Raw genomic sequence first — 14,052 nt, forward strand, 5'->3', positions numbered from 1 at the left:
CCTGTCGAAACCGCGGCTCTTACACCGGAGCCTTTGGAATGATGATCCACAGCGCGATGTAGACCAGCTCGCCGATCCCCACCAGGCCGAAGATCACGAAGCCCAGCCTGACCAGAAATTTCGGGAGGCCGAACCGGGCAGAAAGGGCCGCGCAGACCCCGCCGATCATCTTTCCGCGGCGGGGCCGTTCAAGTGCCATTGACACGTGCCCGCCCTACCCTTCAGCCCGTGCTTCATCGGCGGCGAGCTCGCCGCCGGCCACAGCCTCGGCGTACTTCGTGAGGTCCGGCCCGGGTTGGAAGTCCACGAACTGGTCCTTCAACTTCTCGAACAGGAACTTGTACACCTCGTCCTTGTCCTTGCCGGACAGGGATGATGCTGCTTCCCGGACCGCTTCCTGCAACGCCCGGTCGGCGTCCAGCAGAATCTTGTCGCGTGCCTGTTCGTTCCACTTGACGTCATTCAGTTCCACGAGCTGCTCCTTGCGTCGATGGCTGGTGCCGGGACGGGTCCGGAAATCCGCTGATGAATACCGGCCGTTCCTTCGAGGAGTCTATGCAGATGGCACCGGGAGGGTCCAGAGTTCACTCAAAGGCTGAACACTCCCTTCGCCAGCCCGTATATCCCATAGAATCCGAGCGCGAGCAGGATCCCCAGATAGGCCAGCACAAGCCTCGTGTCACGCAGGAAGCACTTCGATTTCTTGAGTCCTTGCCGGCGGGCCTTCCAGTAGCCGATGACTCCGACAGCTGCGAAGGCGCTCAGGGCCACCGGGCCCGCCAGCCAACCCAGTAAGGCGATAGTGGCGAAGATGCACAGGCGCAGAGGATCGAACGGTGCCGCTGCCTGGCCCTCCGGACCGGACCCGCCACCGGGCTGGTTCCCGGCATGCGCGGGAACCACGAGTTCCGACGGCGGTGATCCGGCTGCAATGCGCCTGGCATCCGATGCGGAGCTCATCATTCCTCCTTAAACCTGGCGGACGGGGAGAAGTTCGCGGCCCGTTGCTGTGCTCATGCGCTGCCGTGACAAAGCCGGCCACGCCTGGACGGCACAGAAGGGAGCGCACTGGTGATCGCCGGCGTCGCTCTTTGTGCCAACGTGGACACAGCACTGCGTGAGCCGTTCCTCGATCATGGTGGAGATGTCCATGAAGGGCTTGACCATGATGCGCGTAATCCGTTCGCCCAGGAGCCGGCGCAACCGCTGTTGCTGCCCGGGAAGCTTGCCGGCAGCCAGGGTGGTGAGGGTGCCGATTCCGAGGTCGCACTGGGTGCAGATGTTCTTCCAGAGCTCCATGGTCCGTGGATGTGACAGAGAGGACTGTTCACTGAGCAGGTCCAGCAGGGAGGACTTCATGAGGTTGCGCAGCTCGAGCGGGATGGCACTGTCGGCGATGCGGTTGGCAATGCTGTCAGGATTGAGTTCCAGCCAGGCGAGGAGCTGGTCGTGCCCAATGAGCGCTGTCAGCGAACGCCAGACGCCTGCATCGTCCTTCAGCATGTAGCCCACGGACGCGCAATGCGGATGCGAGCACGGCAGGGCTGTCAGGTCGTGCCATGAGACCACGCCTCCGGTTTGCTCCGCGAGCCGTTCCAGCACCCCTGTGTGCGTGAGCCTGTCCGTGGGGTCGATGCCGTGGCCGCGCCCTGAACCGAACACTGGTTGAAGCGCAACGCCACCCACGAACGGGGTTTCCAATGCCCTCATGACGACGGCGCCGACCTCGCCGTCGTTGACGCCGAGTGCCGCCGTCATGGTCAGGGTGGTGAAGATACCTGCCCCGGACAGGCGTGCGATGGCCATGTCCTTGAAGCGGGTCAGGTCTCCCCCGCGGTGGTGGATGGATGCTTCTTTGGACGGGCCGTCGTATTGGAGGTACACCTCCACGCGGTCCCGGTGCCTGGCCAGCAGTGCGAGGAGGTCATCATCGGTGGCCATAAGCATGCCGTTGCTGTTCACCATGATCCGGACGATGGGCCGGGCAACGAGCTCATCCAGAAGTTCGGCCAGATGGGGATAAAGCGTCGGCTCACCGCCGGAGAGCATCAGCACGTCCAGCCGTCCGTTTTCGCGGGCAAGCCGGGTGTCAATGTTAGCCAGCACTTCGCCGAGCGGCGCGACTCCCTGCAGCTGGGGGCCGGAGGCGGTGAAGCAAGTGGGGCAGCGCAGGTTGCAGTGCTCGATGATGTCCTGCAAGAGAATGCATGTGTGCTGCGTCTGCATGGCGGGCAGCCCGTAGGCGTAGGCCTCCGGCACCTGGCGGTAATTGCCGGCCTGGTCCGGGATGTGTTGCTTGGTAGGCGCCTGCCACTTCTCCAGGTAGCGCAGGATTTCCGGAGACTCGTCGTACAACGTGCGGACCAGCCCGTGGTCCGGGCAGCCGCGTTCGAGCCAGACCCGGTCATCGCGGATCAGCAGCGCGCCGGAAAGGCGCCGGACCTGCGCGAGCGGGGGGTTTGTCTCGTGGCATTGGGGACAGAAGGCTGTCACGTACCGGTGAATGCGGTCCCCGCGCAGCGGCTGGCCGGGCCCGGGCAACGCCCGCCGGGAAGAGAACGGTGACGGATTCATTTCAGGCTCTCATCTGCGCGAGGTATCCGACGCAGATCCCGCCGCCGAACAGGGTGAAGAAACCCAGGCCAATCAGCAGCCCCGCACCCCACTGGGACGTACGCGGCATGGCCGCCAGCACAATCGCTACCATCAGATAGACCGCGATTGGTATGAACGTCGAGGGCCCAGTGAGTAAGCTCGTGTCCCTTGCATCCGGCGCGATACGACTTGTTCCCCCGAAGTAGAGGGCATAAAGGGCAGGAGTCCCCAACACAATTCCCAGCAGCATAGAGCCTCGTCTTGCTTCAGGGGGCTCCTCCTTTTCTTGCTGTGGTGGAGGCGGGTTCCTGGGAACGTCGGGGTTGTCCTCGCTCATGCTGCTCGTTCCTCCAACTTCGGGCGGAGAGGTTTCCCGGGTACCCGCAGCATCCGCCGGAGCAGCAGGGGGAGAATCAGGCCGGGCAGTGCCTGCCGGGAAGAGAACGGTGAGGGATTCATCTCAGAAGTCACCCCTCATCTGCGCGGCAAGGCTTCCGACGCAGACTCCGCCGCCGAGCAGGGTGAAGATTCCCAGGCCAATGAGCAGACCCGCACCCCACCGGGACGTGCGTGGCCGGACCGCCAGGACCACGGCAATCGCCAGGTAGACGCCGACGGGAATGAAGGCGGACGGCCCGGTCAGGAAACGCATGTTTTGAGGTCCACCGAAAGCAATCGGTATCCCGACATAGGTGGCATAAAGGGCAGTAGTTCCGAACAGGATTCCGTACCCCATGGGTCCGAGCGCTGGTTCAGGGGGTTCTTCGTCGTCTTGGCGCCAATTGTCCTTGCTCATGCCGCTGTTCCTTCCAGTTTCGGAAGGAGGGGTTTCCCGAAGACCCGCAGCATCCGCCAGAGCAACAGGGGAAGAATTACGAGGAGGAACCATTGGGGACGGCTCATCCCCAGCCAGAACACCTCGTTGCCCCGGACAAATTCGACGCCGAACCGGAACAAGGCGTAGGACGTCACGTAGCAGATGAAGAGGTCGCCGGGGCGGGGCAGGCGGTCGCGATACCGCCACATGAGCGCGAATCCGGCCGCATGAAACACGATTTCGTAGGCAAAGGACGGGTGGAGGCCCACCCCCGGGATCCCGCCCAGCATTGCAGCCTGCCCGGGCGTGAGCGCTATCCCCCACGCTCCCCCGGTGGGGGTGCCAGGTAGTTCCGTGAGGAGACAGCCGACGCGCCCGATGACCAGCGCCAGGGCGACCGCGGGCGCAAGCAAATCGCCGGTGGGCTCGCGGTAACCTGTCAGGCGCTTGCCCAGGTGGACGCCGAGCCACGCGCCCACAAGACCCGCGAGAATGCTGCGGTCGCCGTTGCCCCACCAGTCCGCCAAGGAGACCTGCCGGGAAAAGTCCCAGGTGAAGATCCGTGAGCCGATGGCCCCGAAGGCGAGAGCGAAACCGGCAATGGGCCACAACCGTGGGTCGGACAGGCCACGCCGGCGCTTCTCATAGGCGTAGAACAGAAGGGCTGCGAGGATTCCCAGCCCCAACAGGCTGGCGTGCACCAGCCCGTCTCCCGCGAAGGGAAGCCCGATCATGAGCAGAGTGTAGCAGTGCCCCTGCAGGCCCCCCGCAGCTACAGGTGCACGTGCAGGCGCCGCGCCGCTTCGGAGATGGACCCGGTCAGCGACGGGTACACGGTGAACGTGCTGGCGACGTCATCCACATGCAGCTTCTGCTTGACCGCGATGGAGATGGGGAAGATCAGCTCCGACGCGTTGGGGCCCACCACAACGCCGCCGATAACGGTGCCGGAGCCCTTGCGGGCAAAGATTTTCACGAAGCCGTCCCGGGCGTTGCGCATCTTTGCCCGGGCGTTGCTGCGCATGGAAAGCTTCACGACGTCACCCTGGTACTTGCCGGAATCGATGTCAGCTTCCGAGACGCCCACGTTGGCGATCTCCGGGGAGGTGAAAATGTTCGAAGCCACCTGGTGCAGTTTGAGGGGTGTTACCACGTCGCCCATGAAGTGCGCGACGGCGATCCTGCCCTGCATGGCGGCCACGGAGGCCAGCGGCAGGACGCCGGTGCAGTCGCCCGCGGCGTAGATGTTCGGCGCCGACGTGCGGGAGACGCCGTCCACCTTGATGTGGCCGCTCTCGCTGAGCGCCACTCCGGCTTCCTCCAGGCCAATGCCGGCGGTGTTGGGAATGGATCCGAGGCAGAGCAGGCAGTGGCTGCCGGTCACCTTGGTGCCGTCGCCCAGGGTGACCACTACGCCGTCGTCGGTCCGTTCCACGGCCTCCGCACGCGAGCGGGACAGGACCCGGACGCCGCGGCGTTCGAACACCTCCTCCAGCACGACCGCCGCGTCGACGTCCGAACCGGGAAGCACCCGGTCACGGCTGGAAATCAGCGTCACCTTCGAGCCGAGGCCGTTGTACGCGGAAGCAAATTCGGCGCCGGTCACACCGGAGCCCACCACAATCAGGTCCTCGGGCAGCTCATCCAGGTTGTAGATCTGCGTCCAGTTGAGGATGCGTTCGCCGTCCGGCCGTGCGGTGGGCAGCTCACGCGGGTGCGCGCCAACGGCCAGCAGAATGGTGTCCGCCTCCACGATCTCCGTGCCGTCCACCGTGAGGACTTCGATGGTGTGGTTGTCCAGCAGGCGGCCCGACCCGGCAAGGATGCGCACGCCCTGGCTCTCCAGGCCATCGTGAATGTCCTTGGACTGGCTGCGGGCAAGGTTGAGCAGGCGGTCGTTGATGTGTTTCAGGTCCGCCCGCATCACCGGTACAAAGTCGCCGCCGTCGACGTCGAACTTCACGCCCAGCTCCCCCGCCTCGGCGACGCGGGTCATCAGGTCTGCGGTGGCGATCAGGGTCTTGGACGGCACCACGTCGGTGAGCACGGCGGATCCGCCCAGCCCGGCGCGTTCGATGATGGTGACCTGCGCCCCCAGCGAGGCGGCCACCATGGCGGCTTCGTACCCGCCCGGACCACCTCCCAGGATTGCGATCCGGGGCGAACTGAAATCTGGATGCGTAGTCACAATGAATCATTCTCGCCTATCCCCGCCGCAGTACCAAGAATTTCCGGCGCCGGCGGAACGGCGTGTACTGGGCGCACCAGGGGCGGCAGGATAACTTGTACCAGTGAGTACAACAGACTTCCTGAACACGGATCCCTTCGCCGCCGCACGCGCCGCGGCAGACTACATTGCCGAAGAAACAGGAGTGGACAGCCACGACGTCGCCCTGGTGCTTGGTTCCGGCTGGGGCGCAGCGGCAGACCTCATCGGCGAAACCACGGCCACCCTCTCCGCCGAGGAGGTGCCCGGCTTCCACGCCCCCGCAGTGGAAGGGCACGTGGGCACTATCCGCTCCGTGCTGACCCGCGACGGCAAGCGTGCCCTGGTCCTGGGCGCCCGTACCCACTACTACGAAGGCAAGGGAGTGCGCGCCGTGGTGCACGGCACCCGGGCCGCGGCAGCGGCGGGGTGCAGCACCCTGGTCCTCACCAACGGCTGCGGCGGACTCAACGAGGACTGGGCCCCGGGCACGCCGGTACTCATCAAAGATCACATAAACCTCACCGCGGCCTCGCCCCTGGAAGGCGCCACGTTCGTTGACCTGACAGATCTTTACTCTTCCCGGATCCGCGGGCTCGCCCGTGAAGTCGATCCCAGCCTTGATGAGGGGGTGTATGCCCAGTTCACGGGTCCGCATTACGAGACGCCCGCGGAGGTGCAGTACGCCAAGCGCATCGGCGCCGACCTTGTGGGCATGTCCACGGCGCTGGAGGCCATCGCCGGGCGGCACGCCGGGATGGAGGTGTTCGGCATCTCGCTGGTCACCAACCTCGCGGCCGGCATCAGCCCCCAGCCGCTAAGCCACCAGGAAGTCATCGAATCAGGGCAGGCTGCCGGCCCCAGAATCTCAAAACTGCTCGCCGACATCATCGCCAAACTCTGAAAATGCGGAGTCACTTCAGGCCCATTCCGGCGCCTGCTTCGGGCCGCCTCTGACCCCGGGTGGCATGAAGTCAGGGAGCAATGACGATAGGTTTATGCCCATGACGTCTTCCGGTGCCGATTTACGCCTGCTCGATGAAGCCCGCGAATGGGCTTCCCAAGATCCGGATCCCGCAACGGCGGCTTCCCTCCTTGAGCTCGTCAGGTCGGTCGAAGACGGGGACGCTGCGGCACGGCAGGAACTGGAAGACAGCTTCCAGGGCACCCTCCAGTTCGGCACCGCGGGACTGCGCGCTCCCTTGGGCCCCGGGCCCAACCGGATGAACCGCGTGGTGGTGCGGCGCGCTGCCGCCGGATTGGCGGCCTTCCTTGTTGACGCAGTCGGCAAAGCCTCGCCCGGAACGCGGCCACGCGCCGTGGTCGGCTATGACGCCCGGTACAACTCGGACGTTTTCGCGGTGGAAACTGCCGCGATCTTCACCGCCGCCGGGATCGAGACCTTCCTCATGCCGGCAGCGCTGCCCACGCCCCTGCTGGCGTACGCCGTCCGGGCATTGCAGTGCGACGGCGGCGTGATGGTTACTGCCAGCCATAACCCCCCGCAGGACAATGGTTACAAGGTCTACCTTGGCCGCCACGCCGTGGCCGCCAGTGGTAACGGCGCCCAAATTGTCACGCCGTACGATGCCGATATTGCGGCACGAATCAACGCCGTGGGCTCCCTGGACTCGATTGTGCTGGCGCCAGAGGGCTGGACCGTCCTGGACGGGTCCATTGCCTCTGACTACCAGCGCGCCACGGCGGAGCTTGCCCGGCGGGACCATTTTCCGGCGCGGGACCTCCGTATTGTCCTGACCCCCATGCATGGCGTCGGCGGCGAAACCGCACTGGCCGTATTGAACGCGGCAGGTTTCCGGGACGTCACCCTGGTGGCCGAACAGGCCGAGCCTGATCCGGATTTTCCCACCGTCAGTTTCCCCAACCCCGAAGAGCCCGGCGCCCTGGACCTTGCCCTGGAAACGGCAGCGCGGCTGGACGCCGACATCGTGATCGCCAATGACCCCGACGCCGACCGCGCGGCCGTTGCCGCCAAGGACCCGGACACGGGCGCATGGCGGATGCTCCGCGGCGACGAAGTGGGAGCCCTGCTGGGAGCGCACGTGGCGGCCAGGTTCGCCGCCGGCGCCACGGATGCGGGCGAGGCGGAGGGGTCGAAGGGCGTCTTCGCGAATTCGATCGTATCCTCGCGCCTGCTGGCCCGCATTGCGGCAGCTGCCGGCTTCGCCCACGAAGAGACACTCACCGGCTTCAAGTGGATCTCGCGGGTGCCGGGACTGGTCTACGGCTATGAAGAGGCGCTGGGCTACTGCGTGGCGCCGGACCAGGTGAAGGACAAGGACGGCATCTCTGCCGCCGTGCTGATCGCCGAACTTGCCGCCGCCGCGAAAGCCGACGGGAAGACCGTCTTTGACACCCTGGACGAGCTGTACCTGCAGCACGGCCTGCATGCCAGCGACCAGCTCAGCATCCGGGTTGCCAACCTGGGGCTCCTGGACGCCATGATGAACCGGCTGCGGGTTTCCCCGCCGGAATCCTTCGGGTCATCCACGGTGGAGGTTTTCACCGACCTGGCGGAGGGCACGGACCAGCTGCCGCCTACCGACGGGCTTCTGTACGTCACCCGCGACCTCACCAGGGTGATCATCCGGCCCAGCGGCACCGAGCCGAAGCTCAAGTGCTACCTGGAGGTCATTCACCAGGTGGGTGCCGCAGCGGAACTGCCGGCAGCCCGGCAGGCGGTGCGTGCTGCGCTGGACGAGGTGCTGCGCGATGTCAGCGAGGCTCTGGGGCTTTAAAACCCGAAAGGGCGCCCCACCGGGCGCCCTTTTCCTGCTTTGAGGTGTCGAAGCTGCCGGTTACAGCTCCACCTCGATGAATCCGTCGGCAATGCGGGTGCTGAAGGTTGCGATGGTCAGGCCGGGGGTGCTGAAGCATTCTCCGGTTTCCAGGTCGTAAACCTCTTTGTGCAGGGGCGATGCGATGGTGGGCCGGGTCCCCTTCGAGCCGAGGATTCCGCGGGCCATGACGTGCGCGCCGGTGGCCGGATCCTCATGGGCCACCGCGAAAACTTCACTGTGCCCGGTGCGGAAGAGCGCCAGCTGGCGTCCGGCGACGAGGGCGGCTTCACCCCAGGCGGGTTCCAGGTCCTCAACCCGGCACACGCGGTGCCATCCGGCGGTGGTCTCAGTTCCGGCTTCGAGTGCCCCAAGTTCCAGTGTTGCCGTCATGTCCGGCTCCTCTCCCTGTGCTGGTTGTCCCTGCGTTCAGCCACCTTTGCGGCCACGTTCCACGCTAGGGCGCGGGTGTTTCGTCGGCATGCAGTGAATGTGTCCGTCTCGTAAAAGACACCTAACCCGGCCGGAAATGCGTTCGTGATGCAGAAGTTAAGTTCGCGAAACAATTGGGAAACTGAAGCGAAACTGCGTCTCCCTAGTCTGGATGGACACTCGTCACCAGAAGGCTGCAGGAAACGCTGCGGCCCATGCGAAAGGCCCACAGTGACCGAACAGACTTCACGCACCGAGACTCCGCGCCGCATCGTCGTCGCCGGCGGCGGCCCTGCGGCCCACCGTTTTGCGGACGCAATGCATGCCCGCGGCCTCGACGGCTGGCATGTCACGGTCCTCACTGAGGAAACGCACCTCCCCTACGACCGTGTGGCGCTGTCCAAGGCCCTCACCGAAAAGGACGTTGACCTCACGCTGGGCAACGCGTCGATGTGGGACCACCCTTCCCTGGAGCTGAAGACCGGCGAGCGCGTGGTCAAGATCAATGCCGAAGCCAAGACGGTGGAAACCGCTGGCGGCACGGTGGTCGAATACGACGAACTGGTGGTGGCCACCGGCTCCAACGCGGCGCGCCTGCCGATTCCCGGCAACGAGCTCACGCACGTGTACCGCACGCTCGAAGACGTCTGGGCCATCAACGAGGCCATTACCCAGCTCACGGAAAAGTTGGGCCGCAAGGTCAACGCAGTCACCATCGGTGGCGGCCTCCTGGGGCTCGAGTCCGCAGCCGGCACTGAGCAGCTGGGCGCCAACCCGATCGTCATCGACGGTTCGCAGTGGCTGATGGCCACCCAGCTCGACGAAGGCGCAGGCCAGGCAATGGGCCGGCTCATCAAGGCAAAGGGCTTCGAAGTCCACGGCGGCGTCTTCCCGTCGGAAGTATTGTCCGACGACGACGGACAGGTCACCGGCGTCCTGATGGCCGACGGCCGCGTTATCGACGCCGACCTCGTGATCGTCGCCATCGGCGTCCGGCCGCGCGATGAACTCTTCCGCGCCGCAGAAGGCGAGGAGCAGATCTTCTCGCTGGGCCAGCGCGGCGGTGTGGTCATCAACGATTACTGCGCCACCGAAGTACCCGGCATCTGGGCCATCGGTGAAGTGGCCAACTTCGGCGGCATGTGCCTGGGCCTGGTTGCCCCGGCCAACACCATGGCCGAGATCGTGGCCGACCGCCTGCACGGCGGCGACGCCACCTTCCCCGGCTTCGACACCGCCACCAAGCTCAAGCTCTCCGGCGTGGACGTCGCCAGCTTCGGTGACGCGTTCGCGAAGACCGAGCACGCCCTCGAAATCGTCTACGCCGACCCCGCCCGCGGCGTGTACCAGAAGATCGTCACCACCGACGACGCCAAGACCCTGCTGGGCGGCATTTTCGTAGGCGACGCTTCACCGTACATGAGCCTGCGTCCGCTGCTGGGCCGCGAACTTCCCGCCGAGCCGGGCGCGTTCCTCAGTGCGGCCGGCGGCGGGGACGCCCCGGAAACCGAACTGCCGGACGACGCAACGCTCTGCTCCTGCAACAACGTCACCGCCGGAAGCATCCGAGACGCCATCAACGGCTGCGGCGCCTGCGACGGCAACGCCCCCGTCCAGGAGCTGGGCGAGCTGAAGGGCTGCACCCGCGCCGGTACCCAGTGCGGTTCCTGCGTCCCCATGCTCAAGAAGCTGCTCGAGACCGAACTGACCAAGTCCGGCGTCGAGGTCTCCAAGGCCCTGTGCGAGCACATCGAACTTTCCCGCCAGGAACTGTTCGACGCCATCCGTGTCCTGGAACTGAGCTCCTTCGAAGAAATCATGGCCAAGTACGGCACCGGCGCGGGCTGCGACATCTGCAAACCGACCATCGCCAACATCCTGGCCAGCCAGAACAGCGCCTACGTTTTGGATGCCGGCCGCGGCACCCTGCAGGACACCAACGACCGCGCGCTGGCCAACATGCAGAAGGACGGCACCTACTCGGTGGTCCCCCGCATCGCCGGCGGCGAGATCACCCCCAAGAAGCTCGGTGTCATCGCCGCGGTGGCCGAGAAGTACAACCTGTACACGAAGATCACCGGCGGCCAGCGCATCGACATGTTCGGCGCCCGGCTGGAACAGCTGCCGGAAATCTGGAAGGAGCTGGTGGACGCCGGCTTCGAGTCCGGCCAGGCGTACGGCAAGAGCCTGCGTACGGTGAAGTCCTGCGTCGGCTCCACCTGGTGCCGGTTCGGGGTCCAGGATTCGGTGGCCATGGCCATCCAGCTGGAGCTCCGCTACCGCGGCCTTCGCAGCCCGCACAAGCTCAAGATGGGCGTATCCGGCTGCGCCCGGGAATGCGCCGAAGCCCGCGGCAAGGACGTGGGCGTGATCGCCACCGCCGACGGCTGGAACCTGTACGTCGGCGGCAACGGCGGTGCCACCCCGGCCCACGCCCAGCTGCTGGCCAAGGACCTCGACGACGAGACGCTCATCAAGTACATCGACCGCTACTTCATGTACTACATCCGCACGGCAGACCGGCTGCAGCGCACGGCCCGCTGGCAGGAAGAGCTCGACGGCGGCATCAAGCACGTCGAGGACGTGGTGGTCAAGGACACCCTGGGCATCGCCGCTGACCTTGAAGCAGCCATGGCGAAGCATGTGGACACCTACATCGACGAGTGGGCCGACACCCTCAAGGACCCCGAGCGCCTGCGCCGGTTCCGTTCCTTCGTCAACGCTCCGGACCAGAAGGACGACTCCATCACCTTCGTCCCGGACGAGCGCGGCCAGATGCGCCCCGCCACGCCCGAGGAAAAGGGCAAGGTCCTCATCGGCGCCTCCATCCCCGTGCGGTCCAGCAACGAGAACGAGGTATAGCCATGCAGCTCAGCATCGATCTCACCGGCCGCGAGGTCCTGGTGACCGGCTCAGACCACGCCGCGCGCCAGGCAGTACGCCGCTACGAAGCCGCGGGCGCCGTCGTCTACCGCCTGAGCACCCCGCAGGGCGCCGGGCATGACGGGCCACTGCCTGAGCGTCCCTTCCTGGTCGCAGCGGTCGACGACGGCCAGCCCGGCTGGGACGCCCTGCTGGAGCGGTGCCGCGAAACCGGCATCCCGGTAGCAGCCGAACCGGCGGCCGGCGCCGCGGGCCACGTCACCCTGGTGGGTGGCGGACCCGGCACCACGGAACTGCTGACGGTCGCCGCCGTCAAGGCACTGCGTGACGCCGACGTCGTCTTCTACGACCGCCTGGCCCCGTACCAGGAGCTGCCGTCCCTCACCTCCGCAGAACTGGTTGATGTGGGCAAGAAGCCCGGCCACCACAAGGTGAGCCAGGCCGACATCGAAAAGCTCATGGTGGAAAGCGCCCTGGCCGGCAACAACGTGGTCCGCCTCAAGGGCGGGGACCCCTACGTCTTTGGCCGCGGCGGCGAGGAAGTGGCCGCGTGCGTGGCCGCCGGCGTCAAGGTCCACGTCGTTTCCGGCGTCACCAGTGCCATTTCCGTCCCCGCGGCGGCGGGCATCCCCGTCACGCACCGCGAGGTCAGCCACATGTTCACGGTGGTTTCCGGGCACGCTCCGCTGACGGAGCAGGAACACCGGCACCTGGCCGGCCTGGGCGGAACAATTGTTGTCCTGATGGGCATCGGCACCCTCCACCAGCTGGCAGCCGGCCTGCGCAAGGCCGGGATGCGCCCGGACATGCCCATGGCCGTGGTGGAACGCGGCTACCGGCCCGGACAGCGCACCACCATCGCGAACCTCGGCACCATTGCCTCCGCCGCTGCCGGCTGCAGCAACCCCGCCGTGCTGGTCATTGGCGAGGTGGTTCGCGTGGCAGAAGCCAACCGCGGGCATGCTGAGGCCGCCGCCGACCTGGACAGGCTGGCGGCCTCGCTGCTGGGTTCATGAAAGGATTGACCCCCATGACTGCACTTGCACCGGCCGAAGCGTCCCAGCTCGAAGAAGCTCCGGACGCCGCTGAATCCCCGCTCGAGGGTTTCCGCATCGGCGTGACCTCCCACCGGCGCTCCCGCGACCTGATCGAGGCCCTGGAACGCCGCGGCGCCGAAGTGCTGCACGCCCCGGCGCTGAAAATCGCCCCCGTGCAGGAGGACATGCGCCTCATCGAGGACACCCGGGCCATCATTGCGGCCAAGCCGGACCTCTGCATCGCCACCACCGCCTACGGGATGCGCCGCTGGTGCGAGGCCGCTGACTCCTTCGGCATCGGCGACGAACTGCTGGACACGCTGGGCGCGTGCCGGATGTTTGTCCGGGGACCCAAAGCCCGCGGTGCCGTCCGCGCCGCCGGCCTTGCCGACGTCGGAATCAGCAGCGACGAAACCACCGCCACGCTGGTGGACATGCTGCTTGCCGAGGGCGTCCGCGGCAAAACCGTCGCCGTGCAGCTGCACGGCTATACGGACGTACGCCAACTGGAGCGCCTGCGCATGTCCGGCGCCACCGTCCTGACCGTCACGCCCTACCGCTGGGTCAAGCCCGACGGCGAGGACAAGCTCCCCCGGCTCATCGACGCCGCCTGCACCGGCAACCTGGACGTCCTGACCTTCACCAGCGCCCCCGCCGTCGACGCGATGTGGAGCACGGCCCACGAGATGGGCGTGTACAAGCAGCTGATCGAAAGCCTTAAAACCAACGTCACCACGGCTGTGGTTGGCCCGGTCACGGCGCAGCCCCTGCTTGACGCCGGCGTGACACCGCTGATTCCCGAACGTTTCCGCATGGGCGCACTCATCCGGCTGGTATGCGAGCACCTGGCCCTGAACCATGTCCGGCGGCTGGAAACCCGGTCCGGCAACATCGAGCTCCGCGGACGGAGCCTGCGCATCGACGGCCAGCCCGTTGAACTGGCGCCTGCTCCCCTGCTGCTCCTCCGGGCGCTGCTCGGTGCCGGCGGCGCTGTCCTCTCCCGTGAATCGCTGTCCGACCTGCTGGAACTGCGCGGCTCCGTCCACGCGCTGGACATGACCGTGAGCCGGCTGCGGTCCTCGCTGCCGGACGGGCGCTTGGTGGAAACCGTGGTGAAGCGGGGCTACCGGATCCGCGTCTAGCGCCTGTTTCATGCGCGGTGCGGAGCCGTTTGTGTCCGTTTCGGGCGGGATGAGAGGTGCGTCACGGGTTCTGTTACCGGCCGGTAAAAACTGGCGAACGCACCCCTCCCGGACCGGCAATGACGGGGAAACACAACGGTAA

General features: G+C 66.2%; 14 protein-coding genes. 5 read left to right on the forward strand and 9 right to left on the reverse strand.

Annotation, left to right across the window (positions count from 1 at the left end):
* Positions 1 to 19 precede the first annotated feature (19 nt).
* The 8 genes from DXK94_RS06430 to DXK94_RS06465 all read right to left on the reverse strand — a co-directional run bounded on the left by DXK94_RS06430 (position 20) and on the right by DXK94_RS06465 (position 5,600).
* Entirely contained in the window at positions 20 to 199 is a 180-nt protein-coding gene (locus tag DXK94_RS06430) for a PspC domain-containing protein (RefSeq protein ID WP_115524321.1), read from the reverse strand.
* 15 nt (positions 200 to 214) lie between these two features.
* Entirely contained in the window at positions 215 to 472 is a 258-nt protein-coding gene (locus DXK94_RS06435) for a hypothetical protein (protein WP_115524322.1), read from the reverse strand.
* A 116-nt stretch (positions 473 to 588) separates the two neighbouring features.
* Positions 589 to 963 carry a hypothetical protein gene (locus tag DXK94_RS06440; protein WP_258868458.1) on the reverse strand — a complete coding sequence of 125 codons (375 nt, stop codon included), beginning with the start codon at positions 961 to 963 and terminating at the stop codon, positions 589 to 591.
* Positions 964 to 969: 6 nt separating this feature from the next.
* Positions 970 to 2,574 carry a radical SAM protein gene (locus DXK94_RS06445; protein WP_115524324.1) on the reverse strand — a complete coding sequence of 535 codons (1,605 nt, stop codon included), beginning with the start codon at positions 2,572 to 2,574 and terminating at the stop codon, positions 970 to 972.
* Position 2,575: 1 nt separating this feature from the next.
* Complete coding sequence (locus DXK94_RS21605; protein WP_258868459.1) at positions 2,576 to 2,707, reverse strand: hypothetical protein; 132 nt, start codon at positions 2,705 to 2,707, stop codon at positions 2,576 to 2,578.
* A 348-nt stretch (positions 2,708 to 3,055) separates the two neighbouring features.
* On the reverse strand, positions 3,056 to 3,391 hold the full coding sequence (locus tag DXK94_RS06455; RefSeq protein ID WP_115524326.1) for a hypothetical protein: 336 nt from the start codon (positions 3,389 to 3,391) through the stop codon (positions 3,056 to 3,058).
* Positions 3,388 to 4,146, reverse strand: a complete 759-nt coding sequence (locus DXK94_RS06460; protein ID WP_115524327.1) for a prolipoprotein diacylglyceryl transferase — start codon at positions 4,144 to 4,146, stop codon at positions 3,388 to 3,390. The genes DXK94_RS06455 and DXK94_RS06460 overlap by 4 nt, the downstream gene beginning before the upstream one ends.
* 38 nt (positions 4,147 to 4,184) lie before the next feature.
* A complete protein-coding gene (locus DXK94_RS06465; protein ID WP_115524328.1) occupies positions 4,185 to 5,600 on the reverse strand; it encodes an NAD(P)H-quinone dehydrogenase in 1,416 nt (471 codons plus the stop codon).
* Between the two features lie 103 nt (positions 5,601 to 5,703).
* Between DXK94_RS06465 and DXK94_RS06470 the strand changes: the two genes are divergently transcribed.
* Positions 5,704 to 6,522: a purine-nucleoside phosphorylase gene (locus DXK94_RS06470; RefSeq protein ID WP_115524329.1), complete on the forward strand. Its 819-nt coding sequence runs from the start codon at positions 5,704 to 5,706 to the stop codon at positions 6,520 to 6,522.
* Between the two features lie 100 nt (positions 6,523 to 6,622).
* A complete protein-coding gene (locus tag DXK94_RS06475; protein ID WP_181884752.1) occupies positions 6,623 to 8,377 on the forward strand; it encodes a phospho-sugar mutase in 1,755 nt (584 codons plus the stop codon).
* Between the two features lie 60 nt (positions 8,378 to 8,437).
* Here the strand turns inward: DXK94_RS06475 and nirD are convergent, their stop codons facing one another.
* Entirely contained in the window at positions 8,438 to 8,809 is a 372-nt protein-coding gene (gene nirD, locus DXK94_RS06480) for a nitrite reductase small subunit NirD (RefSeq protein ID WP_115524331.1), read from the reverse strand.
* A gap of 270 nt (positions 8,810 to 9,079) precedes the next feature.
* On the opposite strand from nirD, the gene nirB reads away from it, so the two are divergent.
* From nirB to DXK94_RS06495, 3 genes are read left to right on the forward strand one after another with little or no spacing between them, the layout of a single operon-like run.
* Positions 9,080 to 11,710: a nitrite reductase large subunit NirB gene (nirB, locus tag DXK94_RS06485; RefSeq protein ID WP_115524332.1), complete on the forward strand. Its 2,631-nt coding sequence runs from the start codon at positions 9,080 to 9,082 to the stop codon at positions 11,708 to 11,710.
* Between the two features lie 2 nt (positions 11,711 to 11,712).
* Complete coding sequence (gene cobA / locus DXK94_RS06490; protein ID WP_115524333.1) at positions 11,713 to 12,747, forward strand: uroporphyrinogen-III C-methyltransferase; 1,035 nt, start codon at positions 11,713 to 11,715, stop codon at positions 12,745 to 12,747.
* 14 nt (positions 12,748 to 12,761) lie between these two features.
* On the forward strand, positions 12,762 to 13,910 hold the full coding sequence (locus DXK94_RS06495) for a uroporphyrinogen-III synthase (protein WP_079595637.1): 1,149 nt from the start codon (positions 12,762 to 12,764) through the stop codon (positions 13,908 to 13,910).
* The last annotated feature ends 142 nt before the right edge of the window (positions 13,911 to 14,052 follow it).

The sequence above is a fragment of the Arthrobacter sp. RT-1 genome (assembly GCF_003367205.1).
Classification (GTDB): Bacteria; Actinomycetota; Actinomycetes; order Actinomycetales; family Micrococcaceae; genus Arthrobacter.

Coding starts and splice junctions, on each gene's coding strand:
- DXK94_RS06430 (WP_115524321.1), bottom strand. CDS start 199: ATGGCACTTGAACGGCCCCGCCGCGGAAAGATGATCGGCGGGGTCTGC.
- DXK94_RS06440 (WP_258868458.1), bottom strand. CDS start 963: ATGATGAGCTCCGCATCGGATGCCAGGCGCATTGCAGCCGGATCACCG.
- DXK94_RS06445 (WP_115524324.1), bottom strand. CDS start 2,574: ATGAATCCGTCACCGTTCTCTTCCCGGCGGGCGTTGCCCGGGCCCGGC.
- DXK94_RS21605 (WP_258868459.1), bottom strand. CDS start 2,707: ATGGTAGCGATTGTGCTGGCGGCCATGCCGCGTACGTCCCAGTGGGGT.
- DXK94_RS06455 (WP_115524326.1), bottom strand. CDS start 3,391: ATGAGCAAGGACAATTGGCGCCAAGACGACGAAGAACCCCCTGAACCA.
- DXK94_RS06460 (WP_115524327.1), bottom strand. CDS start 4,146: ATGATCGGGCTTCCCTTCGCGGGAGACGGGCTGGTGCACGCCAGCCTG.
- DXK94_RS06475 (WP_181884752.1), top strand. CDS start 6,623: ATGACGTCTTCCGGTGCCGATTTACGCCTGCTCGATGAAGCCCGCGAA.
- nirD (WP_115524331.1), bottom strand. CDS start 8,809: ATGACGGCAACACTGGAACTTGGGGCACTCGAAGCCGGAACTGAGACC.
- cobA (WP_115524333.1), top strand. CDS start 11,713: ATGCAGCTCAGCATCGATCTCACCGGCCGCGAGGTCCTGGTGACCGGC.
- DXK94_RS06495 (WP_079595637.1), top strand. CDS start 12,762: ATGACTGCACTTGCACCGGCCGAAGCGTCCCAGCTCGAAGAAGCTCCG.